The sequence below is a fragment of the Mycobacterium paraense genome (assembly GCF_002101815.1).
Lineage (GTDB): Bacteria > Actinomycetota > Actinomycetes > Mycobacteriales > Mycobacteriaceae > Mycobacterium > Mycobacterium paraense.
In genome coordinates this window covers 133424-156199 of record NZ_LQPM01000023.1, presented here as the reverse complement: position 1 = coordinate 156199, position 22776 = coordinate 133424, and the positions used below count along the sequence as shown (strand labels likewise).

At 67.7% G+C, this 22776-nt stretch carries 24 protein-coding genes, 1 tRNA gene and 1 pseudogene; 7 read left to right on the top strand and 19 right to left on the bottom strand.

The window, feature by feature from the left end:
- Window positions 1-54 precede the first annotated feature (54 nt).
- Window positions 55-711 carry a dihydrofolate reductase family protein gene (locus AWB89_RS17915; protein ID WP_085175463.1) on the bottom strand — a complete coding sequence of 219 codons (657 nt, stop codon included), beginning with the start codon at window positions 709-711 and terminating at the stop codon, window positions 55-57.
- 96 nt (window positions 712-807) lie between these two features.
- On the opposite strand from AWB89_RS17915, the gene AWB89_RS17910 reads away from it, so the two are divergent.
- The gene (locus tag AWB89_RS17910) at window positions 808-1212 is read left to right on the top strand and encodes an HIT family protein (protein WP_085095911.1); all 405 of its coding nucleotides are present in this window, start codon (window positions 808-810) and stop codon (window positions 1210-1212) included.
- Here AWB89_RS17910 and AWB89_RS17905 read toward each other — a convergent pair.
- Window positions 1184-2642 (bottom strand): annotated as a pseudogene (locus AWB89_RS17905) (sensor histidine kinase). The gene AWB89_RS17910 and the pseudogene AWB89_RS17905 sit on opposite strands and share 29 nt — an antisense overlap.
- Before the next feature lie 23 nt (window positions 2643-2665).
- Window positions 2666-3385: a two-component system response regulator PhoP gene (gene phoP, locus AWB89_RS17900; RefSeq protein WP_085095703.1), complete on the bottom strand. Its 720-nt coding sequence runs from the start codon at window positions 3383-3385 to the stop codon at window positions 2666-2668.
- A gap of 158 nt (window positions 3386-3543) precedes the next feature.
- Here phoP and AWB89_RS17895 point away from each other — a divergent pair, with 158 nt between their 5' ends.
- On the top strand, window positions 3544-4272 hold the full coding sequence (locus tag AWB89_RS17895; protein ID WP_085175459.1) for a hypothetical protein: 729 nt from the start codon (window positions 3544-3546) through the stop codon (window positions 4270-4272).
- A gap of 29 nt (window positions 4273-4301) precedes the next feature.
- A tRNA-Thr gene (locus AWB89_RS17890) sits at window positions 4302-4373 on the top strand.
- Between the two features lie 171 nt (window positions 4374-4544).
- Here the strand turns inward: AWB89_RS17890 and AWB89_RS27050 are convergent.
- Window positions 4545-5084, bottom strand: a complete 540-nt coding sequence (locus AWB89_RS27050; RefSeq protein ID WP_142282564.1) for a hypothetical protein — start codon at window positions 5082-5084, stop codon at window positions 4545-4547.
- 112 nt (window positions 5085-5196) lie between these two features.
- Window positions 5197-5427, bottom strand: coding sequence for a deoxyribodipyrimidine photolyase (locus AWB89_RS17885; RefSeq protein ID WP_085095707.1), 231 nt, complete (start codon window positions 5425-5427; stop codon window positions 5197-5199).
- A gap of 152 nt (window positions 5428-5579) precedes the next feature.
- Between AWB89_RS17885 and AWB89_RS17880 the strand changes: the two genes are divergently transcribed.
- Window positions 5580-6350 carry a DUF4383 domain-containing protein gene (locus tag AWB89_RS17880; protein ID WP_085175457.1) on the top strand — a complete coding sequence of 257 codons (771 nt, stop codon included), beginning with the start codon at window positions 5580-5582 and terminating at the stop codon, window positions 6348-6350.
- Between the two features lie 335 nt (window positions 6351-6685).
- Here AWB89_RS17880 and AWB89_RS17870 read toward each other — a convergent pair whose 3' ends face one another.
- From AWB89_RS17870 to AWB89_RS27555, 11 genes are all read right to left on the bottom strand, one after another.
- Window positions 6686-7450 (bottom strand): DUF732 domain-containing protein, encoded by a 765-nt coding sequence (locus AWB89_RS17870; RefSeq protein ID WP_085175455.1) that lies wholly within the window; start codon window positions 7448-7450, stop codon window positions 6686-6688.
- A 47-nt stretch (window positions 7451-7497) separates the two neighbouring features.
- Complete coding sequence (locus AWB89_RS17865) at window positions 7498-8436, bottom strand: alpha/beta hydrolase (RefSeq protein ID WP_085175453.1); 939 nt, start codon at window positions 8434-8436, stop codon at window positions 7498-7500.
- A gap of 67 nt (window positions 8437-8503) precedes the next feature.
- Window positions 8504-9844: a PE domain-containing protein gene (locus tag AWB89_RS17860; protein WP_085175451.1), complete on the bottom strand. Its 1341-nt coding sequence runs from the start codon at window positions 9842-9844 to the stop codon at window positions 8504-8506.
- A gap of 135 nt (window positions 9845-9979) precedes the next feature.
- On the bottom strand, window positions 9980-12310 hold the full coding sequence (locus AWB89_RS17855) for a putative alpha/beta hydrolase (protein ID WP_241520527.1): 2331 nt from the start codon (window positions 12308-12310) through the stop codon (window positions 9980-9982).
- Between the two features lie 191 nt (window positions 12311-12501).
- Window positions 12502-13281, bottom strand: coding sequence for an enoyl-CoA hydratase (locus tag AWB89_RS17850; RefSeq protein WP_085175449.1), 780 nt, complete (start codon window positions 13279-13281; stop codon window positions 12502-12504).
- A gap of 95 nt (window positions 13282-13376) precedes the next feature.
- A complete protein-coding gene (locus AWB89_RS27565; protein WP_169716607.1) occupies window positions 13377-14246 on the bottom strand; it encodes an MAP_0585 family protein in 870 nt (289 codons plus the stop codon).
- Window positions 14247-14286: 40 nt separating this feature from the next.
- Entirely contained in the window at window positions 14287-14757 is a 471-nt protein-coding gene (locus AWB89_RS17835; RefSeq protein ID WP_085175447.1) for a lipoprotein LpqH, read from the bottom strand.
- An 82-nt stretch (window positions 14758-14839) separates the two neighbouring features.
- Window positions 14840-15517, bottom strand: a complete 678-nt coding sequence (locus AWB89_RS17830) for a S1 family peptidase (RefSeq protein WP_085095723.1) — start codon at window positions 15515-15517, stop codon at window positions 14840-14842.
- An 87-nt stretch (window positions 15518-15604) separates the two neighbouring features.
- Entirely contained in the window at window positions 15605-16480 is an 876-nt protein-coding gene (locus AWB89_RS17825; RefSeq protein WP_174627846.1) for an alpha/beta fold hydrolase, read from the bottom strand.
- Between the two features lie 48 nt (window positions 16481-16528).
- Window positions 16529-16675 (bottom strand): hypothetical protein, encoded by a 147-nt coding sequence (locus AWB89_RS27560; protein ID WP_169716606.1) that lies wholly within the window; start codon window positions 16673-16675, stop codon window positions 16529-16531.
- Between the two features lie 31 nt (window positions 16676-16706).
- Window positions 16707-16856 carry a hypothetical protein gene (locus AWB89_RS27555; protein ID WP_169716605.1) on the bottom strand — a complete coding sequence of 50 codons (150 nt, stop codon included), beginning with the start codon at window positions 16854-16856 and terminating at the stop codon, window positions 16707-16709.
- Between the two features lie 132 nt (window positions 16857-16988).
- On the opposite strand from AWB89_RS27555, the gene AWB89_RS17820 reads away from it, so the two are divergent.
- Complete coding sequence (locus AWB89_RS17820; protein WP_085175650.1) at window positions 16989-17231, top strand: hypothetical protein; 243 nt, start codon at window positions 16989-16991, stop codon at window positions 17229-17231.
- 434 nt (window positions 17232-17665) lie between these two features.
- Window positions 17666-19228, top strand: coding sequence for an LCP family protein (locus tag AWB89_RS17815; RefSeq protein WP_085175443.1), 1563 nt, complete (start codon window positions 17666-17668; stop codon window positions 19226-19228).
- Window positions 19229-19231: 3 nt separating this feature from the next.
- On the opposite strand, the gene AWB89_RS17810 is transcribed toward AWB89_RS17815, so the two are convergent.
- Window positions 19232-20023, bottom strand: coding sequence for an SDR family NAD(P)-dependent oxidoreductase (locus tag AWB89_RS17810; RefSeq protein ID WP_085175441.1), 792 nt, complete (start codon window positions 20021-20023; stop codon window positions 19232-19234).
- Window positions 20024-20042: 19 nt separating this feature from the next.
- Here AWB89_RS17810 and AWB89_RS17805 point away from each other — a divergent pair, with 19 nt between their 5' ends.
- Window positions 20043-20933, top strand: coding sequence for an NAD(P)-dependent oxidoreductase (locus tag AWB89_RS17805; protein WP_085175439.1), 891 nt, complete (start codon window positions 20043-20045; stop codon window positions 20931-20933).
- Here AWB89_RS17805 and AWB89_RS17800 read toward each other — a convergent pair.
- Both AWB89_RS17800 and AWB89_RS17795 read right to left on the bottom strand, forming a co-directional pair.
- Window positions 20916-21746: an SDR family oxidoreductase gene (locus tag AWB89_RS17800; RefSeq protein WP_085175648.1), complete on the bottom strand. Its 831-nt coding sequence runs from the start codon at window positions 21744-21746 to the stop codon at window positions 20916-20918. The genes AWB89_RS17805 and AWB89_RS17800 overlap by 18 nt on opposite strands.
- Window positions 21747-21820: 74 nt before the next feature.
- Window positions 21821-22744: an enoyl-CoA hydratase gene (locus AWB89_RS17795; protein ID WP_085095733.1), complete on the bottom strand. Its 924-nt coding sequence runs from the start codon at window positions 22742-22744 to the stop codon at window positions 21821-21823.
- Window positions 22745-22776 lie beyond the last annotated feature (32 nt).

Below are 22776 nucleotides of genomic sequence, written 5' to 3'. Positions count from 1 at the left end.
CGCTGCGCTAACGATTCGGCCTCGAGGCGGCGTGGCAACCGTGCCGGCGGTTGCCTAGCGGCGCGTGAAGATCTGGTGCGTGACGCCGCTGGGGCTGCTCACCGATTCCACCGCGAAGCGCTGCTCGAGGCCCTCCGACCCGTCCCACAAGCGCTCGCCGCGCCCCAGGATGATCGGCACCACCGTGATGTGCAGATGGTCGACGAGGTCGGCGGCGAGGAACTGGCGCACGGTCGACGGTCCGCCGCCGATCCGAATGTCGCTGCCACCGGCGGCTTTTCGCGCCAACGCAAGCGATTCGGCGGGGCTTGCGTCGATGAAGTGGAAGGTGGTGCCGCCGTCCATCTCGATCGGGGGCCGCGGGTGGTGAGTCAGCACGAAGACCGGGGTGTGAAACGGCGGCTCGGCGCCCCACCAGCCCTTCCATTCCGCACCGCCCGGTTGGCCGGTCCACGGACCGCGCTGCGGTCCGAACTTGCCGCGTCCCATGATTTCGGCGCCGATGCCCGGCTCCCACCTGCCGGCGAGCGCGTCGTCGATGCCGGTGCTGCCGCCCGCCTCGCCGTGCATCGCCCGGAAGGTCCGGGTGCCGAAGAACCATTCGTGTAGCCGGCCTCCGGCGTGTCCGAACGGCGCCTCGAGGCTTTGCCCGAGGCCGGTGGCGAAACCGTCGAGGGAGACCGAAAAGTTGTGCACGCGCACTTGTGACATGGCGAAAACTCGTTCCTTCGTCGTGGGGTCCTATCCGGACTGACCATCAACACCCGCCAAACTCATCGATCGGTGGCCGAACATATGCTGGGGCCCATGGCTTCGATCTTCACCAAGATCATCAACCGCGAACTGCCCGGCCGTTTCGTCTACGAGGACGACGACATCGTCGCGTTCCTGACGATCGAGCCGATGACCCAGGGCCACACGCTGGTGGTCCCCCGCGCCGAGATCGACCAGTGGCAGGACGTCGACGGCGCGGTCTTCGGCCGCGTCATGGCGGTCAGCCAGCTGATCGGCAAGGCCGTGTGCAAGGCGTTCAAGACCGAACGCTCCGGGCTGATCATCGCCGGGCTCGAGGTGCCCCATCTGCACGTCCACGTCTTCCCCACCCGCAGCCTGAGCGACTTCGGTTTTGCCAACGTCGACCGCAACCCGTCAGCGGAATCCCTGGACGCGGCGCAGGCCAAGATCAAGGCGGCGCTGGCTCAACTGGCGTGAGCCGGCTCCGGAGCGGGAACGTCGCTGACGCGGGGCAGCGTAACGCGGAAGCAGCATCCCTCCCCGGGTGAGGTCAGCACGCTGACGTCGCCGCCGTGCGCGCGCACCAACGAGTCGACGATCGACAGCCCCAGACCGGTGCCGCCGCTGGCCCGCGCCCGGGACGAGTCGGTCCGGTAGAACCGCTCGAACACCCGCGACGCGTCCTGCTGGCTCATGCCGGGGCCCTTGTCGGCCACTTCCAGCACCGCGTCGTCGCCCTCGGTGCCCACGCGAACCGTGACGTCGGCGCTTTCGGGGGTGTGCTGCAGGGCGTTGGCGACCAGGTTGCTGAGCACCTGGCGAATCCGGGGTTCGTCCCCGAGCACCTCCGGGGTGCCCGGGCCGTCGAGGACCTCCATGCTGATGGTGCGCTTGGGGTCGATCGCCTGCGCGTCGTGGACGGCGTCGCTGGCCAGCGCCAGCAGGTCGACCCGGTGATGTTCGAGCGGGCGTTGCACGTCCAGCCGGGCCAACAGCAGCAGGTCGTCCACCAGCAGGCCCATCCGGCTGGCTTCGCTTTCGATCCGCGACAACAGCATCGACACGTCGCGCGCCGCGCCCTGCCGATACAGCTCGGCGAAGCCGCGGATGGTCGTCAGCGGCGTGCGCAGTTCGTGGCTGGCGTCGGTGATGAACCGTCGCATCCGGTCCTCGGAACGTCGGGCCTTCTCGGCCGACGACTCCGAGGAGGCCAACGCTTGCTGGATCTGGGTGAGCATTCCGTTGAGCGCCAACGAAAGCCGGCCCACCTCGGTCCGGGGATCTCGCTCCGGAACCAAGCGATCACGCTGTCCGGCGGCGATCGCCGCGGCGGTGTGCTCGACCTCGACCAGCGGGCGCAGGCTGCGGTGCACCACCACGAAGCTCGCGATGCCGACGACCACCAGCACCGCGACACCGATGCCGAACTGCAGCCAGACCAGGGAGCTGAGGGTGTGCTGGACGTCGGACAGGTCGATCGCGACCGTCGTCAGCCCGTGCGGTCCGCGCACCGATACCGCGCGCCACTGGATATCGGAGCCGTTGATCGAGGGCAGCGTCGTGGGGCTCGGGCCGACATCGTTGTTGGGGGGCAGCGCCGGTTCGGAGTTGCGGTCGTTGATGGCGGTGAACGGGGTGCCGTCGGTGCCGACGCCCCGTACATAGAACTTCGACGGCGGGCGGCCGGGATCGGGGCCTTCGTAGGGGGGCGGCGACTGGCGCCGCGGGGCCTGCGCCCAGCCGCGGGAGGCCTCGAGCAGCGTCTGGTCGATCCGGCCGATCAGGACGTGACGCAGGATCGAGGTGACGGCGAAGCCGGAGACGGCCAGACCGCAGCCCACCAGCAACAGGGTGGCGGCCACCAGACCCACCCGCAGTGGCACTCCGCGTCGAAACTTGATGGCCATCCCTACATTCTTCGCTTTCGCGCTCAGCGCGGCTCGCGCAGGACGTAGCCCACGCCGCGCAGTGTGTGCAGCAGCCGTTTCTCGCCCGTGTCGATCTTGCGACGCAGGTACGAGACGTACGACTCCACGACGTTGACGTCGCCGCCGAAGTCGTAGCGCCAGACGTGGTCAAGGATCTTCGGCTTGCTGAGCACGGTGCCCGCGTTGATCACGAAGTAGCGCAGCAGGGTGAACTCGGTCGGCGACAGCGACACCGGCTCGCCGGCCTTCCACACCTCGTGGGTCTCCTCGTCGAGTTCGATGTCGGCGAACGTCAGCCGTGCGTTGCGGGGTTCGGCGCCGCCCTTGCCGGCGCGCCGCAGGATGACCCGCAGCCGGGCCACGACCTCCTCGAGGCTGAACGGCTTGGTCACGTAGTCGTCGCCGCCCAGCGTCAGGCCCGCGATCTTGTCCTGCAGGGAGTCGCGGGCGGTTAGGAACAGCGCCGGGGCGTCGATGCCGTCGGCGCGCAGCCGGCGCAGCACCCCGAAGCCGTCCATGCCGGGCATCATCACGTCGAGGATCACCGCGTCGGGCCGCGCGTCACGCGCGCGATCCAGCGCCTGGGCCCCGTTGGTTGCGGTGTAGACCTCAAACCCCTGGAACTTGAGGCTGACGGAGAGCAGTTCGACGATGTTGGCCTCGTCGTCGACTACGAGTACGCGAGCCTCCGGTTTGGTTTCGTTTGAGGTGGGCGCTGTCATGAGGTACTTCCGTCCTTTGTTTGAACGTTGCCTTTCCGATTATTGTGTGATTCCTGAAAGCTCGGTGCCAGTCGTCTGCTAACAGTCTGCCAGGAATCATCGCATGACCTTGGAACGGTCGGGCTTTACCGGCGGTGTCGCGAATAGACTCTGATGGCATGAACTTCGCCAAAGACATCGTGTCGCTTGCGACCGCTCCCGCGCGGGCCGGGCTTGCCGCCGCCGACGCGAGCCTGAGCGTCGCCACCGCGGCGGTGGGCGTGGCGAAGCGCGCGCTGGGCGAGGCGGGCAGCGACGCCCGATCCAACGCGATGGCGTCCATGTTCGGGTTGGACGACGCGATCACCCGCGCCAACCGGTTGGCGCGGCTGTTGGACGACGACGCGCCGCTCGGTCGCGCCGTGGCGCCCGACGGGCCGCTGGACCGGCTGCTGCGCCAGGGCGGCGTGGTGGACATGCTGACCTCGGAGGGCGGCGTGCTCGACCGGCTGACCGCCGAGGGCGGTGGGCTGCAGCGCGCCCTGGAGCCGGGCGGGCTGGCCGATCAGCTGCTCGCGGAGGAGGGACTGATCGAGCGGATTTTGGGTGAGGACGGGCTGGCCGAGCGGTTACTTTCGGAGGGGGGTCTGATCGACAAGCTGACCGCCAAGAACGGTCCGCTGGACCAGCTCGCCGACGTCGCCGACACCCTGGCGCGGCTGACCCCCGGCATGGAGGCGCTGGAGCCGGCCATCGCCACCCTGCAGGACGCCGTCATCGGGCTCACCATGGTCGTCAACCCGTTGAGCAACATCGCCGACCGGATTCCGCTGCCCGGCCGCCGCCCCGGACGGCGCACCTCGTCGCGGTCGGTGCGCTCCACGCGCATCATCGAGAGCGAGGAGTGAGCGGCTAGGCTGGCACCCTGATTTACCCGGCCTCCTTAGCTCAGTGGTAGAGCACTCGCCTTGTAAGCGAGCGGTCGTCAGTTCAATCCTGACAGGGGGCTCGATAGCTGCAACGAAGTTGCGCTGTTAGACATGTCTTTCGACGTTGCTGTATTACAGTAACGCCAATTTGCCCATATTTTGTCTACAATTCCGTCTAGCTTTTCGGCAGCTGCACCCAAGTGGGAGTCGAAAAGTTCGAATTTCTAGGCAGCTCCTCCCCTCGCCCTAACCTAGGACCTTCGGGTGAGCTGTTCTCGCGCAACCACTCTCAGCCGAAGGGCAGAAAAGTTGTACGTATCTATAGCCCTTCGGAGCGCCGTACTATCTGGCTGTCCTCTTTCTGCTGCTAGGCCAGCTGCGCTGCGCTCGGCCGCCAGGTCGTCGGCAGCCTTTTCGAGACCTTCCAAGGCTTCAGCGATCTTCGGTTCCGTGATAATTAGCGCAGCCTTTCGGATCGCGCGTGTCAGCTCACTCTTCTGAGTCACCGCTTCCTTGTAGGCCGGCCCATAAAAAGCCTCAATATCCTGAACTGCTTCGCCCGCGGCTGCCCTGTCTATCAAGGACGCAAATCGCCGCATCTTTGGTGTGAGCATTGCCGCCGGCTCCATGACATCCAATACCGCCAATCGCTGCTCAGAACGACGCGCCTCAAAATATTCTCGGGCAGACTGACGGTTGGAGTTCCATTGAGTGATCGCAACCCCACCTAGTGCGCCCGTCAGCGTCGATACAGCGGTCAGCAATGCTCCCCAACCTGGTGTGTAAAACATAATCGGGAGCGAAGTTAAAGTCGCCGCGCTGGCATCGGAAGAGTTGGCGGGGGCGGACGGCTAGCTTCTTCTCGAGTCGATCGCCCGACCGCTCCGATAAGGCCCGTGAGCGTCACGACTTCTTCGACGGGATGACGATGACGACGATCAGCGTCAGGATCGAGAAGAACAGCCCGAGGATGCCCCAGCCGAGGGCGCTGCGACCCTTCATGCCGGCGATGACGCCGCACACGATGGCCGCGATGATGCTTCCGATCGCGACGAAGATGCCTTTGATCCCCCTGAGGATGATGCCCGCGGCCTCGGGTTGTTGTGCCGCTGCCAGGACGATGCTGTGCCACATGATGCCTCCTTGGTGAACGGCACGGTCTGGGCGTGCGCCGATCTGACTGCGTAGATACCCAAACTGGCAAACAACCAAGCCGACCGCTGGAGTAGTCCCGCCGGTAACGGGTAGCCAATGCCACAGCGTGTTGTCGGCCTGGAGGTGGCGAGATGCCGGTTACGGCGGGTCATGTTCCCGGGTTGACGTCGGGCTTGCGCCGGGTCCCGATGGACCCGGGGCGTTTCCACAGCGGGCGTTGGTTCCTGTTGGTCGAGGGCGCGTTGGTGAGCCTCTTCGGCATCGCCGGACTGGTCTCGGCGGCCCTGCATCCGCATGCCGGGCCCACCGGCGCCCCCGTCTTCGGCCTGACCGCGACCCCGCTCTACAGCGGGATCCTGCTGGCGTTCGGCGTGGCGGCCATCGCGTGTTCCTGGCATCGCCGCGCGGCGATAACGGTTACCGCCCTGAGCGCCGTCGCCTACACCATCCTGCTGTTCGTCAGCAGCGTCGCCACGACGGGCGACAAGCCGACGCCGCCGCTGGGGTTTCACGCCGCCGAGGTTCTGCTGAATGGCATCCTGGCGGTGGTCAATCTCGCCCTGCTGATGTGGCTGATTCCCGACGAGTTGGGCGACGAGGTCTGGGCGCCGCGCAGGCGGCGCGGACGCGACCGGCGACAACCTCCGGCGCCCGAAACTCCCGCCGCGCCACCGGCTCCTGCGGCGGCGACCACGGTTTCGTCGACGCCCAAGCAGGAGCCGGCCGCTAAGCAAAGCCCACCCCGGCAGAGCCCGGCAACCAAAGAGCCTCCGGCGCAACGGGTTACAACACAGCAACCCGCCGTCCGGGCAGCCTCTCCGGCGCCGCCGTGGCGGGTCCTCGCGGCCGTGGCGCTCGTGCTGGCCGTCGTCGGCGTCGTCGTCTGGATGCGCCGCCACTGACACTGCCAGGAACTTTCAAGGTTCCGCGGCGATGCAGCCGACTACCATCGATGGTGGTTGGTCCTAGCACTTGCCGAGCCTCGGATGCGGAAGTTAGTCGCGGTATCAGTTGCCGTTGGGGCTTTGATGCTCAGCGGGACCGTCGCGCACGCCGACACGCCATCGCCGACGCCCAGGCCCCCACCGGGTGCACCGAAGTGCCTGACATTCGACGGCCAGCCCCCGCAGCTCAACTACCTGCCGTGCGGATGGACGACCGACGGTAAGCGGTGGACCCCACCGCCGCCGCCCCCTCCCGACCCATGAGGGATCGCCAGACTGGCGCGCGGGCCTGATTACGGCTGGCCGGGGAGGGCGGGCAGCCCGTCGCGGATGTTTTGCAGATCGCCCTGAATGCCCTGCAGTTCACCTTGCACCGCGTGCAGATCGGACAGAGTCTTCTCCACGCCGGGCTGCAGGTCCCCCGGGCTTGCCTGTTCGTACTGCGGGCAGTACGAGACGACGGCGCCGGCCACGAAGTTCGCGCTCTGATTGGCGTCCCATATCGTCGATCCCTGGACAAAGCGGATCGCCTGCGCGAAATCGGGCTGACTGCTGAGGAAGTCGCAGACCGCATGCCCATGGGCCGTCACGTACTCGGCGTCGGGAAACGGTATTCCGTCGTGCTTCAACGCGCCGATGAACGCCCGGTCGGCGATGTCGAGCTGCGGAGCGTGAGCCGCGGGGGCGGCCGGGGTGGGTCGCACGGTCGACGGGGGCGGCGGAACCGCGGCCGGCTCGGCCGCCGGCTCGGGCTGGTGGGTCCCGGACATCACCACCACCGCGGCGACACCGGCGACCAGGGATAGCGGCAAGGCCGCGAGGAGGCCGAAACGGCGCATCACCCGCTTGCGGCTGAAAGGCGCTTTCGCACCAGTGGTGCGCTGCCGCGGGGGGTCGGCGACAGCGTCGGTCGCGGGCGCCGGTGGGCGGTGGCCGAGCCGCTCGTCGAGCAGGTCGTCGACCTCTTGGATCGACGGCCGCCCGCCCTGCTCACGGATCGACTGGCGCCCCAGAGCGATGCGCCGCAATTCTGAGTCGATCGTCTCGCGATCGCGCATATCAGCCAGTCTGATGGTGCGACGACGTTCTTACAAGCCGCGGCGACCTACAGGGCGAGCGCCCGGCGCAAGACCTCGACCGCCTCGGCGCCCTCGCGCCGCGAGATGGCCGCGTCCGGGATCAGCGCCGAACCGTGGAAAGTACCGGGGAACAAATGCAATTCGACGGTCACCCCGGCGGCCAGCAGTGCCTGGGCGTAGGCGATGCCTTCGTCGCGCAGCGGGTCGAACTGCATCACCGAGATGTAGGCCGGCGGCAGTCCGGACAGGTCGGTCGCGCGAGCCGGTGCGGCATAGATGGGCACCTCGTCGGAGCCGGCGCGCCCCGCGCCGAGGTAGCAGTCCCAACTGGCGACGGCCTTGGGTCGACTCCACAGCGGGGTGTCGGTGAAGACGGTCATGCTGGCGGTGGCGAGCCGGTCGTCGAGCTCGGGAACCCCGAGGAACTGGAACGCGATGTGCGGACCCTGGCGGTCCCGGGCCAGCAGCGCCAGCGCGGCACACAGCCCGCCGCCGGCGCTGACCCCGTGGATGGCGATGCGGCGCGGATCGATCCCCAGCTCGTCGGCGTGCTCCGCGGTCCACACCAGCCCCGCGTAGACGTCCTCGAGCGGTCCCGGAAACGGTGTCTCCGGGGCGAGCCGGTAATCGACGGCGACGACCACGACGCCGAGCGCGCGCGCCAGCCCGACGTTCCCGGCGTGTTCGGTCTCCAGGTCACCCGCGATGAACCCGCCGCCATGCACGCTGTAGACGGCCGCGGCCCCGCTGCGTTCGGCCGGCCGGTAGATCCGGATGGGCACCTCGGGGTCGCCGGGACCGCCGGGGATCAGGCGATCCTCACCGTCCACGCCGCTCAGGTCGGGGGCCGGCAATTGGGCGATCATCGCCGACAGGGATTCCCTCATCGCCGCCGGATCGGCGCCGTCGAGGTCGGGCAGCATCGGTACCACCGCGGCGAGCTCGGGATCGAACGCGTATGTCATCGTGGCCTCCTGCTCCCCCGGATCACCGACATTAACGGTGCCGGCGTCGCCCGGGCGACGCGATGGTCTAAATGAGGCCGCTCAGTTCCGCCGCCAGCCCGCTGACGCTGGTGTGCGTCACGGCGTGCACCAGGTCCCGCGTCACCGCGATCGGGAAGTGCAGAGTCGCCCCCGCAACCTCGTCGACGCCGTTTTGCACCGCGTTGACGATGGTCGTCGGATCGCCGGTGCCCAGGGCGGCCCAACTGTTCCAGGCCGCAAATTGCGGCGCCGTGATCAGGTTGCGCGCGTCGACGAACAGCTTGGTGGGCAGGGTCGGGGGGCCCACCGGTATGCCGTCCCAACTGGTCATCGTCCAGCCGCCCTGCGGGCTGCCCTGCACCACGACCACGCCGGTGTTGGGCAGCGGGTGCGTGATCATCAGCAAGGGATTCGGGTTGTTGACGTTCATCAGCGTTCCGACTTCGATGGCGAATTCGCTGGAGAACGCGACGTCGGTGACGTGGCCGTTCGTCGGGTTCATCACGGGGTTCGCGACGGCGGTGCCGTACATCGTCTGCATCGCGTTGGTGAAGCCCTGGTCGAAAACGATCCCGTTGAGGTGGGCCGAGCCCGGGGCGAGCATCGGCACGATCGGGAACCCGAGCGTCCAGGCCAGCGGGCCGACCAGGTACATGAGGCCCTGCGGGCTGATGTCCGGTGCGCCGTCGAAGATGCCGGCGTTGACCTCATTGAGCCCGGGCATTACCGAAGCGTTGGTCATGCCGGCGAAGAAGGCGGTCTGCTGCACCCTGGTCAGCTGCGACTCGAAGACCCCGGCGAAGTTGCCTGGCCCCCCGAGCACGGAGCCGATGGCCGTCGCCTGTTGGATGCCCAGCGGGGTGAGTGGCAGCCCGGGCACGGCCGTGTCGATCAGGTTGGCGGCGTTGCCAATTGACTGTCCGTGCCGGACGAAGTCGATGACGATTGACTGCTGGTTGCCGCCGGTGCCGCCGATGGCCTGGTTGATGATCGGCGCGAGCGCCTGACCGAGCGGGCTGTTGTTCCAGGCCTGTTCGACCGCGGCAATCGGGCCGGCCAGGGGCGCGGCGGTGGCCGCACTCAGCGGGCCCTGCAGCGACGTGGCGATGTCCGCCTCCGCGGCCGCGTACGACGCCGCCGCCGCGGTCAGCGTGCGCACGAACTGCGCGGAATACGTCGCGGCCCGGGCCGCCGCCGCCTGATACTCCTGGGCGTGGGAGCCGAACAGCGCCGCGATGGCCGCCGACACCTCGTCGGCCCCCGCCGCGGCCAGTTCGGTTGTCGGAATGGCCGCGGTCAGATTGCCGGCGCTCACGGCCGAACCGATCTGCGCGGCGTCCGCCGCGGCCGTATCCAAGACGTCCGCCGCCACGACCACAAACGACATCGCCTACCCCCCGGTGCTCCTGAGTACTCGTCATGATGAAGCTCAGCGCCAGAAAAAATACGCGTATCGACAGAATTGAAAACGAGCATCGCGGTTTGCACTTCCGCGCGCGTTGACGAGGGGTTCAGCTCGTGGTCACTTTTTCCAGGGCTGCGGGTTGTGCACGATGTTGTTGTAGTACGTCGCGATGTCGTCGTCGACCCGCGTCACGGTGTCGTTGCCGAGCGTGCGGCTGAGCGCGCTCGAGAGATCGCTGTCGTACGTTTCGACGGGATTGGCGTCGCGCCACGCCTGCGGCATTTCGGCGTAGGTGGCGATTCGCATGGGGCCGTGGGGCTGCTGCGGATCCACCGGCCGGTAGAACTCCGGTCCCAGCCCGTTCAGGGGTTGGCCGGACGCCAAGAACCCGTCGAGCACCAGCCGCGGCGGTGCGGTGTGCGGCAGGTCCGGGATCGACGGCGTGGTCGGCGCGGCGCCGACGATGTCGTTCTCCATGGCGGCACCGACGAGACCCGCTCCGCCGCCGACGATTCCGGCTCCCGGGACCGGAAGCGCGCCCACGCCGAAGCTGCCGCCCTTAGTGAGCATTTCGTAGGCCGACTTCTTCAGGTTGTATGCGGCCATCGCGTCGGAGTTCGACGCGTTGTACGTGCCGACGTCGACGAGCCCCTTCAACCGGGCCGCGTACTTGAGGCCTTCGTCGTGGTTGATCAGGTCGGGAACGTGGTTGCCCGCGGCTTGGGCGAACCGGCTGTCGGCTTGGATGATGTCGCGGTCGGCGGCGCCGTTGAAGTAATCCGACGCCGTCTTGTCGGTGCTCAACACCGAGAAAATGCCCTTCGCGACCGGCCAGGAATCGTTCTCCTGGTTCTCGGCGGAGTCGGGAGTGCCGAAGAACTGCGACAAGTCGTTGTGTTCGCCCGCGATGTTGGGGATGTAGGGCGCCAGGCCGTGCGCGAAGGACTGCACGAGTTCAGGATTCGCCCGGCCCAGCGTCGTGGTGCCGAACCCGTCCGGCAGCTTGAGCAGGTCACCGGCGTGCTGGCCCAGATAGGTCGCATAGGAGTGCGCGGTCCTGCCCGCGATTTCCGCCTCTGCGCCGGTCGGGTTCTCGGTCCAGCTGAACAGCGTGCCGACCGCCTTGCCGCCGTCGTCCCACCAATTGTGGGTGACGTCGGACAAGAACTGTTCGTGGCCGCCACCGGTGATCAAGTCGGTCACCCGCAGGTGATCGCGTCCGGCGGCGCGGAACACGTCGTCGAGGACGCTGCGCTGGTCGCCGTGCAGCAGGCTGTGGTCGAGGAGCTGTCCGTGCGGGAGCTCGTCGTGGAGTTCGCGTGCGCCCCAGTCGAGCATCGCCTCGTCCAGTTCGGTGCCGTGCTGCAGGGCGGGGTTTCCGTCGCCGACGATCTTCGCGATCGACTCGATGTCGTCGGCGGCCCAGCGAGACGATTCCTTGTCGTTGAGCGTGTTCTGCACGCTCTGCGGCAGTTGAGAAAATCCGCCCTTCAGCGTGTCCGATCCCTGCTTGGCCCCCTTGACCAGTGGAGTCATGGGGAAGGTGAGGCTCGGGTTGCTCATCAGCTGCAACGAGTCGCCGACCATGTTCTTCTCGACCCCGAGGCGTTGTTCGGCGGTTTGGAGCTGCGGGACGGTCATGCCGTGTTCCTGAGCCTGCAGCTGGCTCAAAACCGCTGCCTGCTCGGCGGTTAACGGCGCCTTGCCGGCAAGCTGGTCGGGGGTGATGGTGCCCAGCACCCCGTTGACTCGGGCGGCCGCGCCCTTGTCGCCGCCGAGCGCGTTGTGAACGTCTCGTTCGGCAGTGTCCGGCGTCTCGGCCTCGTGGGCGTCGGCGCCCCACACCCGGGCGGGGTCATATCCGTCGGTGGCCAGGTTCGACTGCCCGCTCTGCAGGATCTTCGAATAGGTCTCGCGGATCGAATGCAGCCTGCCCACAGCCCTTTTGGTGACGTCCACCGCGCCGTTCTCGCAAGAGTCGATGAATTCGTCAAGCGCGTGCCGGTCCGCGTCGGACTTCGCGTGCTGTTTCATAGCCACGGCCTGGGCGATCAAGTCGTCGAGCTCGTGCAGCGACATCTCCAGCGCCGAGATCGTTGCCTTGCCGCCTTTTTGCGCCTCGGCCAAGGCCGCGGCCACCTCTTCGAGATGCGCCCCGATCTTGGGCAACTGCTCGGACTGCGCGCCGAGCGCCTGCGCGGTGCGCTGCACTTCGGCGGAGTCGTTGATCGGATTGTCGCCGTTTTCGTGCGTCCACGCCGCCTCGAAGCGGCGACGCGCCTGCTCGAACGTCGCGTCGGCCTCGGCGCTGGACCTGCCCGCGCCGTGAAATGCCCCGGCCAGAGCCGAGATCTGCGCCGGACGACCGGCTTGCAGGCTGCGATCGATCGCCCAGGGATCGCCGGCGGCGGCGATCAGCCCTGGAATGCTTATGTATCGGAGCTGCATACCACGTATGCCAGCGGTCCCCGCGACATCGCTGTCCCCTTCCAAACTCGAGATCAGACTACTGCCGCAGATTTGCCGGTCAATTCAGCGCAGCATGGAACGCGAAAGTGCAACTACCGACACGTTCCCCGAGTAGACGCGTCGGTAGTTGCACTTTCGCGGCAATGGTTGACGCGGCACGCCGCTGAGAGTCAGCTCGTGCTTTTCTTGCGCGACAGGAACGCCTGCATGTGGTGTTGCGGCTCTCCGGTCAGAAACGCGAGACCGAACTGCTCGATGCTGTCCTCGATCGCCCCGTGCACCGTCATATCGAACCAGCTGTTGAGTAGCCGCTTTTGTTGCCGGACCGCCTGCGGGCCGAAACCGCTGAGTTTCGTTGCGATCTCGGCAATTCGGGCGTCGAGGGCGTCGGTCGGGACGACCTCGTGCACCAGGCCCCAGGCGGCCGCGGTGTCGGCGTCTACCGTTTCTCCGGTGAGCAGCAGCCACGCCGCGTGCGATGCCCCGATGAGCGCCGGCAGCAACGCCGAATGGATCACCGACGGGATGCCGACCGCCACTTCCGGCATCCCGAACTTGGCTCCCGACTCGGCGATTCGCAGATCGCACGACGCCGCGACCTCCAGGCCGCCGCCCAGGCACCAGCCCGCGAGCCGGGCGATCACCGGGACGGGGCAGTCGCGAATCGCCTCACACAGGCCGGCCAGCCGGCGGATGAACACCTCTGCACTGGACCGATCGAGGCCGACCATCTCGTTGATGTCGGCGCCGCCGATGAACGCCTTCTCACCGGCTCCGCGGAAGACGACCACCCGCACGTCGCCGTCTTGGCTCACGGCGGCGAACTCCCGCGTCAGTTCCTCGATGGCGCCCGTGCCGAGGATGTTCAGGGGTTTGGAGTTGATCAACTCGAGGGTGACCACGCCGCCGTCGCGACCGAGCCTGACGAATCGCTTGTCCGCGGTGCCCATGCGCTCTACCCGACCTCGCTTCTCAACCCGGGCCAACAAAGTTGAAAGCCGCCCCGACGCATGCCGGGGCGGCTTTCACAAAGGGCTCAAAGGCGTCAGTACAGCGGAACCCAGACGCCGAAGAACCAGTAACCCCACCCTCCGTAATACCAGTTGAAGACCGGGAAGACGGTAAAGGTGTTGTACTCGAACGGACCGAAATCGGACCGGGCATAGGCGACGTCGCGCGGCGGGCCGTCCCACGGGCGGTTCCACCCGCCGGGAGGCGGCGGACCGTCCCAACCGCCTGGAGGCGGCGGGCCGTACCAGCCGGGCGGGGCGTGGTGCGGGGCCGGGCCGTCGTTCCAGCCCCACCCGCGCGCCGGCGGCGGTGGCGGCGCGCCGCGGCCGACGACGCTGAATTGGACGTTCCCCGCCGGGCCGCCGACTTCCGCGCTGGCCGTGACCAGGTCCCGGCGCGGAACGTAGGGCGGGTGCGGAGGTTGTGTGCTCGGCGGATTCAGCGCCGGACGCGCCTCTCGGCCGGACGGCGCCGTGGTTTGCCCGTTGGCCGGTGCCGTGGTTTGTGCGCTCGGCGCTGTCGTCTGGCCGCCGGGCTGCGTGGTTTCCGTCCTCGGCGGCTCGCTGCCGCGCGTCCATGACGGGTGCGTACTTTGCGTTTCCGGCGCCTGGGTGGTGGCCGGCGGCTGGCTCTGGGTGGCCGGGGCCTGTGTGGTGGCCGGCGGCTGGCTCTGGGTGGCCGGCGGCTGGCTATGGGTGGCCGGCGGCTGGGTTTGCGTATTCGGCGCCTGCGTCTGCGGTGGGTTCTGCGGCGCCGGCGTCGCCCCGCCACCACCGCCGCCACCGCCGTGGCAGTTCGGGCATGGCGGCGGCGGATCCAGCGGCGCGGAGCTGGCGAAGCCCGGGTTCAGTGCGGAAATCCCGAGACCGGCCACGAGCGCCGCCGCGCCGGCAATACGTTTCATCGACATGGAATGCGTCCCCTCTTGGGTGTCATCGCCTGCGCTACGGGCAGGTCACGTCCAGCTCGAATGGCTTGGTCACCGTCTTGGGCTGCTGCGGGTTACTCATATCGGTACCCGTCGCCGTGCCCTTGATCGCATAGGACTTGCCGTTGACCGCGGCCCCCGCGTTGCTGGCCTGGTTCGGAGCGGCGTCGGAAAAACCTAGCGCGATGCCGTTGACGCTGCCCAGCCCCACCGAATGAACAATGGGCGGATTGTCGGTGCTGACCACAGCGCCGATGCCGGCAGTCGCGTCACCGATCCCGATGGTGACGACGCCATTGGCCGTGTTGCAGGTGACCTGGCCGCTGACATTCTGATTCTGACCATCAACCGTGAGCTGGGGGCCCGACGCCGCCGGCGCCCCCGAACTCGATGACGCTCCGGTGCTGGACTTGTTGCTCGAACAGCCGGCACACGCCGCGACCGCCAAGGCCACGCCCGCTACCCCGACCACGATCCCACGCTTCACTACCGCTCCCCTTCGTGTCGCTGGTTCGCTACCTTTTCCCCGTTCTTACCATTCGCAAACGTCTGTTCTCACGGCCCGGTGGTCAGGGCAGGACGCGCAGGCCCCATCTGCCGAGCAGGGGGTTCACCAGAGCGAAGTACGTCGTGTAGTCGTCACCGTCCGGCGAAGACATCAGCAGGCCCACGGCGCTGACGGTGCCGTCCGGGTTTTTCACGAACCCGGGGCTGCCGCTGTCGCCGTTGAGGCTGTACACGCTGGTCTCGACGACGTCGTTCTCGACGTCCTTGACGGTGCCGCACGTCTCGCCGGTGACCGCGCCGATCTTACAGAACGGCATGCCGACCTGAATCTGCGTCGCGCTCAACACATCCCGGACCGGATACTTGCCGCCGACGTGACCGTCGGGCGCGCCGACGTTCGGGTTCAGATGGATGATCGCGGCGTCCCTGGTGTCGCCCTCTTGCTCGCTGGCCGTGATCCTGCCGAGCGGGACGTCAGCGCCATAGGTCCATACCGAGTCGTCGTGGTGGTCACAGTGCCCACTGGTCATGAGGTAATAGCTGCCGTCGTTTCCTTGGGCCGCGAAGCCCGCTGTGCACGAGCTGTTTTCATCCTCGACCTTCATCCCGGGCGCCACCCCCGGGTTGGCCAGCGCGGGGCGCGCCAGCACCGCCGCGGCAATGACCACGGCAACGATCGCCCCCAACCCTCGCAACCAACGCAACCTGACGCCCGCCTCTCTTCTGCTGTAGGGCAGCATGCTAACAGCAGCGAGCGGCGCCGGCTCGGCGTCGTTGGCCGTGGGGTCAGCGCGAGGGCGAAAACGGTTCGGGCAGAGGGGAAAACGTCAGTCGGCGCCCACGTGCCGTGCGAGGAAACCCAGCACGGCCTCGGCGAAGATGTCGTTACGGTCGCCGGCGACCATGTGTCCCGCGCCGCGCACATCGGTGAACTCGACCTGCGGGAAGCGCGCAAGAAACTCGTCGGCGCGCTCCTGGCTGACCAGGTCGCTCACCTGACCCCGAATCAGCAGCATTGGCACGCCATTACGCAGTATCGCGTCGACGGCCGCGTGCATGCGATCGGCGTCGGTGACTTCGAACGGGGGGTATGGCGCCGTGCCGCTGATGAATTGCGGATCCCAGTGCCAGTACCAACGATCGCCGCGGCGGCGCAGGTTGGTGGTCAGGCCGTCGAGGTCGGTGGGCCGGGGACGGTGCGGGTTGTATTCGGCGATCGCGTCCGCCACCTCCTCGAGGGAGGCGAACCCGGACTCCACCCGGTCGGACATGAAGTTGTGAATGCGGTTCGCCCCGGACTGCTCCATGTTGGGCACGATGTCGACCAGGACGACGGCGCTGGCGGTGCCCGGCGCGAGCTCGCCTTCCAGCAGCATCGAGGTGAAGCCGCCCAGGGACGCGCCGACCAGGACCGGCTGTGGGGGCAGGGTGCGCAGCACCTCTTGCACGTCGGCGGCGAAGCTGACCACTCGATAGTCGCCCTCGCTCGACCAGTCGGATTCCCCGTGGCCCCGCAGGTCGATGGTGACGGCCTGCCAGCCGCGGTTGGCCACGGCCGCCGCGGCCTTGGCCCACGAGCGGCGGGTCTGCCCGCCGCCGTGCAGGAACACCACGGCGCGCGCCCGGGGATCACCGAGGCGGTCCGCAACAATGCGAACCCCGCCGGTCCCCCGGGTCGAAAACGTCTCAGGTGCGCTCGTCACCAGGAGATAGTAAGACGATCTCGCAATCTCCTGGGGCTTCCGTGGGGATTAGTCCGCCCGGAAGAAACGGGCTATCCGCCGGACGAACCTGCCGATCGGGTTTCCCACACGCTGCGATTCCTTGATCCGCCCGAGTGCTTGCTTGCCCTCGGCGGCGTAATCCTTGACCGTTTCGTCGCCTTCTTCTGCGCGCATGCGCTATCTCCATCCGTGATCGTGCAGGTCTTCAGGCCGGCATCTGCCGCTCCGGCGGTTCCGCGGGCGTCAGCCGCTCCGGTGGTTCCGCGGGCGTCAGCCGTTCGGGCGGCTCCGCCGGCGTCAGCCGCTCGGGCGTCTCGCCCGGAGTGCCCGGCTCGGGAGCCTCTGTGTCAACCATGGCGAGTCCTCCAATCGGCTCCTATCCGCCTACCCGCTGTCCCCCGCCATCGAAACCGCGTGGAGCCCGAAAAGCCCCATCGGGGCGCATACACTCCCAGACGTGACGCAGCCGGCACGAATTCGCCGCGGGCTGCGCGGCGCGCCACTGGCGGTGGCGATCGCGGTCGCGCTGTTCACCGCCGTTTCTGCGATACCGGTGAAGCAACGGTGCGGCGCGCCGGGCCTTTCGTGCGCGTCGGCGGTGGACCCGCAGGGCAACGTTCACTACTACTACGAGGTCGAACCGGTCGGCGTATACCTCGCGGAAATCGTCACGGGCACGAACATTCGCTGGTATTACACCTCCGGCGAGGATCTCATCAGAGCCCGATAAACGGTCGCCAAAATGGCTGCGGCACAGCACCATCGACGGCTACGCAAGAAAACGGCCCGGCCGATGGCACGCGAATATCCATATTGCTGAATAGCATTCGGCTACACGCGTCGCGAACGCCGACGAGTTGGCTGAAAAACCGTAAATTTCGCGCAACAACTCGACGTTGAATGCCAAATTGGTAACGGGTTGGGTTCGGTCCCGGCACGACGGTGGCGCGCGGACCGGCCAGTTACGCACAAACCCGCTGGTAGCGGACGAATCGACGCGGCGAAACCCGGCCATCGCGGGCGGGTGAGCCTGGTTACATCAACCCGCTTGATTGGAGGGTTCACAGCAAGCTAACGCATACTTGACGGCATGCTGCAAGCGACATCACCGCAAACCGCCATTGCGGTGACTGGTGGTGCGCTGGTAATAGGACGAGGTTTTTGATGGCACGCTCCGGCGGCGCACATCGCCGCCATCGCGCCGTTACCCCACCGTCGCCTCTTCGCAAGGGACTGACGCGTGGGTTGATGACGCTGGTGTCGGTGGGCGCCGTGCTGATGACCGGGGCCGGGTACTACGTGGCGCACGGGGCCCTGGGGGGCATCACCGTCTCCGACGCGCTGTCGCCGGAGGACCCGCGTTCCAGCGGCGACAACATGAACATCTTGCTCATCGGGTTGGATTCGCGCAAAGACCAGGACGGCAACGACCTGCCGTGGTCGATCCTCAAGCACCTGCACGCCGGCGATTCCGACGACGGCGGGTATAACACCAACACGCTGATCCTGGTCCACATCGGTGCCGACAACAAGGTCGTCGCCTTCTCGATCCCCCGCGACGACTGGGTGCCCTTCAACGGCGTGCCCGGATACAACCACATCAAAATCAAAGAGGCATACGGGCTTACCAAGCAATACGTCGCGAACAAGCTCGCCAATCAGGGCACCAGCACCCAGAAGGAACTCGAGACCAAGGGCCGAGAAGCGGGCCGCACGGCGACCCTGCGCGCGGTGCGCAGCCTCACCGGAGTCCCCATCGACTATTTCGCCGAGGTCAACCTCGCCGGTTTCTACGACCTGGCCCAGACGCTGGGCGGCGTGGACGTCTGCCTGAATCACGCTGTGTACGACTCGTATTCGGGCGCGGACTTCCCCGCCGGTCGGCAGCGGCTGGACGCTTCCCAGGCGCTGGCCTTCGTGCGGCAGCGCCACGAACTGGAAAACGGGGACCTGGACCGCACCCACCGGCAGCAGGCATTCATCTCGTCGGTCATGCAGGAACTGCAGGCCTCGGGCACCTTCAGCAACATCGACAAGCTCAAGAGCCTGATGGAGGTGGCCCGCAAGGATGTCGTCCTGTCCAACGGTTGGGACGTCGACCTGATCCAGCGCCTGGGCACGCTGTTTTCCAGCGGCAACGTCGAGTTCCGGACGCTGCCCGTCGTGCGCTACGACAACATCGACGGCCAGGACGTCAACATCATCGACCCGGCGGCGATCAAGGCCGAGGTGGCCCAGGCGATCGGCGCACCGCAGCCGTCGACCACGCCCGCCACCACCGCCGCCAAACCCAGCCCGTCCACCGTCGTCGACGTGATCAATGCCGGCAGCATGAGCGGGCTCGCCACCGAGGTGTCCCGCGCCCTGAAGAAGCACGGCTACACGGCGGGTCAAGTGCGCGACCGGAATTCGGGTGAGCCCACCGTCACAACGATCGAGTACGGCGCCGGCGCGGAGACCGACGCGCACAACGTGGCCACCCTGCTCGGGCTCGACGCGCCCAAGGAGCCGAACGCCGCCGTGCAGCCCGGGCACATCCGCGTGACCGTCGATACCAACTTCTCGATGCCGGCCCAGGACGACACCTCGATGGACGACACCACGACCACCACGACGACGACGACCAGCAAGTCGAACACGTATTACTACAACGGCACCACCACGACCTATCCGACGCCCGATCAAGGGAAACCGATCGACGGCGGCGGGGTGCCCTGCGTCAACTAGCAATTAGGCGTGCGTGCCGCCGTCGATGCGGATCTCGGTGCCGGTGATCCACGCGCCGTCGTCGGACACCAGCATGGCGATGACGCCGGCGATCGCACTGGGCTCGGCCATGCCGGCCCCGCTGGATTCGACGGTCGTGGGCAGGATGGGCATGAGCCTCGGGAACAGCGACCAGTCGGCGTCTTGGGGAATGTATCCCCCGGTGGCATCGGTGATTCCGGACTTGATGCTGCCGGGCGCCACGCACGCCGCGCGCAGTCCCTGTTTGGCGTATTCGAGCGCCAACGAATGCGTGAAGGACTGGATTCCGCCCTTGCTCGCCGCGTAGGCCGCCATGTACGGGTGGGCGAACGAGGCCGACGTCGAGCTGAAGTTGACGATCGCGCTGCGCGGATTCGCCAGCAGCGGCCGAAGCGCCTCACGCACCACGAGAAAGGTCCCGGTCAGGTTGATGCCGACGATCCGGTTCCACAGTTCGAGGCTCGTCTCGTGCGTGTGTGCGGCGCGCAGGATGCCGGCGGCGTTGACGAGCGAATCCAGGCCGTCGAGGGCCTGCACGGCCCGTCGGACGCCGTCGATCACCGAATCCTCGTTGGCGACGTCCATCGCGATGGTGGTGAGGCGGTCGGCGGTCGCCGCCTCAACGGCCTGCGCCTTCGTCCGGGCCAGGCCGTCCTCGGCGACGTCGGAGGCCACCACGGCGGCGCCCTCGTCGAGCAACCGCAGCGCGGTCGCCTGACCGATGCCCGACGCGGCGCCGGTCACCAGGATCCGCTTGCCCTCGAGTCGCTTCATAGAAGGCAGAGTGTATGGCATGGACATCGGATTCATCGGCCTGGGAAACATGGGCCAGGGCATGGCTTCGAACCTGGTCGGCGCGGGTCACCGCGTCACGGTGTACAACCGCTCCCCCGACAAAGCGGAGGCCCTCGTGCAGCGGGGCGCGACCGCGGCGCGGACCGTGGCCGAGGCGTGCCGGGCCGAGGTGGTGTTCACCATGCTGGCCGACGACCGGGCCGTGGAGGCCGTGACGCTCGGCCCGGACGGGATCGCGGCCTCGCTGCCCGCGGGGTCCACGCACGTGTCGTCGAGCACGATCAGCGTCGCGCTGTCGGAGCGCCTAGCCGCCGCGCACGCCGAAGCCGGCCAGCGCTACGCCAGCGCGCCGGTGTTCGGCAGGCCCGAAGCGGCCAGCGCCGCAAAGCTTTTCGTGATCGCCGCGGGCGCCCCGGAGGTGCTGCAGCCGTTGTCGCCGCTGTTCGACGCGATCGGCCAGCGCACCTTCGTGGTGTCCGAGCAGCCGCCCACCGCCAACCTGGTGAAGCTGAGCGGCAACTTCCTGCTCGCGTCGGCGATCGAAACGATCTCCGAGGCCGTCGCGCTGGTATCCAAGGCCGGTGTCGACCGCCAGCAGTACGTGGACATCCTCACGTCGACGTTGTTCGCCGCGCCGGCCTACCAGACCTACGGCGGGCTGATCGCGCGTCAGGAGTTCGAGCCCGCCGGCTTCGCGGCGAGCCTGGGCCTCAAGGACGTCCGGCTGGTGCTTGCGGCCGGCGAGCAGCTGCAGGTGCCGCTGCCGGTGGCCAGCCTGCTGCGGGACCGCTTTCTCACGCTGGTGGCGACCGGCGGCGGGCACTTGGACTGGTCGGCGCTCGCCACCCTCGCCGCCCGGGACGCCGGGGACTCAGACCACTCCGCGTAATCCCTCGGCGCCGAACGCCGGCTCCAGCATCGCCGAGAAGTCGGGGCCGCGCCGCAGGATGTGGCCGCCGTCGACGTTGATGCACTGCCCGGTGATCCAGCTGGCCGCGTCGCTGAGCAAAAACATCGCCAGGTTCGCGACGTCCTCGACCTCACCCACCCGCGGCAGCGGCGTGCAGTGCCGGTAGTCCGCGCTCAACTCGGGCGATTCCGTAATGGGCACAACCAGATCCGTGCGAATCAGGCCCGGGCGGATGCTGTTGACCCGCACCCAGGACGGGCCGAGTTCGTCGGCGGCCAGTTGCATCATGTGGTCGACGGCCGACTTGGTGACGCCGTAGGCCCCGAACCACCGGTGGGTGTTGGAGGCCGCGATCGACGAGATCCCGACGAACGAACCGCCGCCGCCGCGCACCAGCTCGCGGGCCGCATGTTTGAGCACATACATGGTGCCGTTGACGTTGAGGTCGACCGTGCGACGCCAGGCCTCGGAGTCGATCTGGGTGATCGGCCCGATGGTCTCCGACCCGCCCGCGCAATGCACCACGCCGTGCAGCCGGCCGTGCCAGGCCGTGGCGGCGTCGACCGCGCGGGCGGCCTCCTCCTCGTTGGTGATGTCGGCGGGCTCATACCGAATCGCACCGTCGGCCTTGAGCACCTCGATGTCCTTGACCGCGGCCGCCAGCCGATCGGGGTTGCGGCCGACGATCATGACGGAGGCCCCGGACGCCACCAGCCCGGCCGCGACCCCCTTGCCGATCCCGCTGCCACCACCGGTCACCAGGTACGTCCGGTTGTCGAAAGAAAGCTGCACGCCGCGTCCCTTCACGCCAAAACTGAAACGGGTTCTAGCATAGGCGAGCGGTCACAGCCGCCACACGGGTCACGCTATGGCGTATCGCGGCGGGCGATCTGCGTGGGCTTGGCGTCGCGCCAGTCCTCGACGTCGGGCGGCAGGCCGACCGCGTACCTGTTCTCGTTGTGGGCGGCCCAGTGCGCGTGGCCCAGCTCGTGAATGTGGAACGCGTGCCGCAGCGCCTCGGTGAATCCCATCGCGTCGGAGGCCGCGTTCACTGAGTCCTTGACCAGCAGCGCCGCCATCGTGGGCCGATCGGCGATACGCCGGGCGAATTCCAGCGTCTTGTCCGCCAGCTCGTCGACCGGAAACACCTTCGACACCATGCCCAGCCGGTAGGCCTCGTCGGCGTCCAGCGCATCCCCGGTCAACAGCAGCTCCTTGGCCTTGCGCGGGCCGAATTCCCAAGGGTGGGCATAGTATTCGACGCCCGGCATCCCCAACCGCACCGCGACGACGTCGCTGAACTTCGCGTTGTCGGCCGCCACGATGAGGTCGCAGGCCCAGATCAGCATGAGGCCCGCCGAGATCGCGTTGCCCTGCACCTGGGCGATAGTGATCTTGCGCAGATCGCGCCAGCGGCAGGTGTTCTGGAAGAAGTAGTGCCACTCCTGCAGGTAGATCTTCTCCGCGATGGGATCGCGGGTGCCGCCGTTGATGCGGAAGCTGGGCAGCTGGCTGCGCTCCGCGATCGCCAGCTCGGACCCGAGGTCGTGGCCGGCGGAGAAATTCTTGCCGCGCGCCGCCAGGATCACCACCCGCACGGTGTCGTCGGCCTCGGCGCGCAGGAACGCCTCGTCGAGCTGGATCAGCAGGCCGCGGCTCTGCGCGTTGTGGGCATCCGGCCGATTGAGCCAGATCCGGGCGACGCGGCCGTCGTCGAGGGTCTCGTAGGTCACCAGTTCGTTGTCCGGCGTAGCGCCGGCTTGCGCACCGGCTTGGTCGGAGAGTGTCATTCCGCCCACCTTCTGTCAGATCCGAGGGTTTA

Bases quoted from the DNA above. Each gene is read 5' to 3' on its own strand.
- AWB89_RS17915 (WP_085175463.1), bottom strand. From the start codon at position 711: ATGTCACAAGTGCGCGTGCACAACTTTTCGGTCTCCCTCGACGGTTTC.
- AWB89_RS17910 (WP_085095911.1), top strand. From the start codon at position 808: ATGGCTTCGATCTTCACCAAGATCATCAACCGCGAACTGCCCGGCCGT.
- phoP (WP_085095703.1), bottom strand. From the start codon at position 3,385: ATGACAGCGCCCACCTCAAACGAAACCAAACCGGAGGCTCGCGTACTC.
- AWB89_RS17895 (WP_085175459.1), top strand. From the start codon at position 3,544: ATGAACTTCGCCAAAGACATCGTGTCGCTTGCGACCGCTCCCGCGCGG.
- AWB89_RS27050 (WP_142282564.1), bottom strand. From the start codon at position 5,084: ATGTTTTACACACCAGGTTGGGGAGCATTGCTGACCGCTGTATCGACG.
- AWB89_RS17885 (WP_085095707.1), bottom strand. From the start codon at position 5,427: ATGTGGCACAGCATCGTCCTGGCAGCGGCACAACAACCCGAGGCCGCG.
- AWB89_RS17880 (WP_085175457.1), top strand. From the start codon at position 5,580: ATGCCGGTTACGGCGGGTCATGTTCCCGGGTTGACGTCGGGCTTGCGC.
- AWB89_RS17870 (WP_085175455.1), bottom strand. From the start codon at position 7,450: ATGCGCGATCGCGAGACGATCGACTCAGAATTGCGGCGCATCGCTCTG.
- AWB89_RS17865 (WP_085175453.1), bottom strand. From the start codon at position 8,436: ATGACATACGCGTTCGATCCCGAGCTCGCCGCGGTGGTACCGATGCTG.
- AWB89_RS17860 (WP_085175451.1), bottom strand. From the start codon at position 9,844: ATGTCGTTTGTGGTCGTGGCGGCGGACGTCTTGGATACGGCCGCGGCG.
- AWB89_RS17855 (WP_241520527.1), bottom strand. From the start codon at position 12,310: ATGCAGCTCCGATACATAAGCATTCCAGGGCTGATCGCCGCCGCCGGC.
- AWB89_RS17850 (WP_085175449.1), bottom strand. From the start codon at position 13,281: ATGGGCACCGCGGACAAGCGATTCGTCAGGCTCGGTCGCGACGGCGGC.
- AWB89_RS27565 (WP_169716607.1), bottom strand. From the start codon at position 14,246: ATGAAACGTATTGCCGGCGCGGCGGCGCTCGTGGCCGGTCTCGGGATT.
- AWB89_RS17830 (WP_085095723.1), bottom strand. From the start codon at position 15,517: ATGCTGCCCTACAGCAGAAGAGAGGCGGGCGTCAGGTTGCGTTGGTTG.
- AWB89_RS27560 (WP_169716606.1), bottom strand. From the start codon at position 16,675: ATGCGCGCAGAAGAAGGCGACGAAACGGTCAAGGATTACGCCGCCGAG.
- AWB89_RS27555 (WP_169716605.1), bottom strand. From the start codon at position 16,856: ATGGTTGACACAGAGGCTCCCGAGCCGGGCACTCCGGGCGAGACGCCC.
- AWB89_RS17815 (WP_085175443.1), top strand. From the start codon at position 17,666: ATGGCACGCTCCGGCGGCGCACATCGCCGCCATCGCGCCGTTACCCCA.
- AWB89_RS17810 (WP_085175441.1), bottom strand. From the start codon at position 20,023: ATGAAGCGACTCGAGGGCAAGCGGATCCTGGTGACCGGCGCCGCGTCG.
- AWB89_RS17805 (WP_085175439.1), top strand. From the start codon at position 20,043: ATGGACATCGGATTCATCGGCCTGGGAAACATGGGCCAGGGCATGGCT.
- AWB89_RS17795 (WP_085095733.1), bottom strand. From the start codon at position 22,744: ATGACACTCTCCGACCAAGCCGGTGCGCAAGCCGGCGCTACGCCGGAC.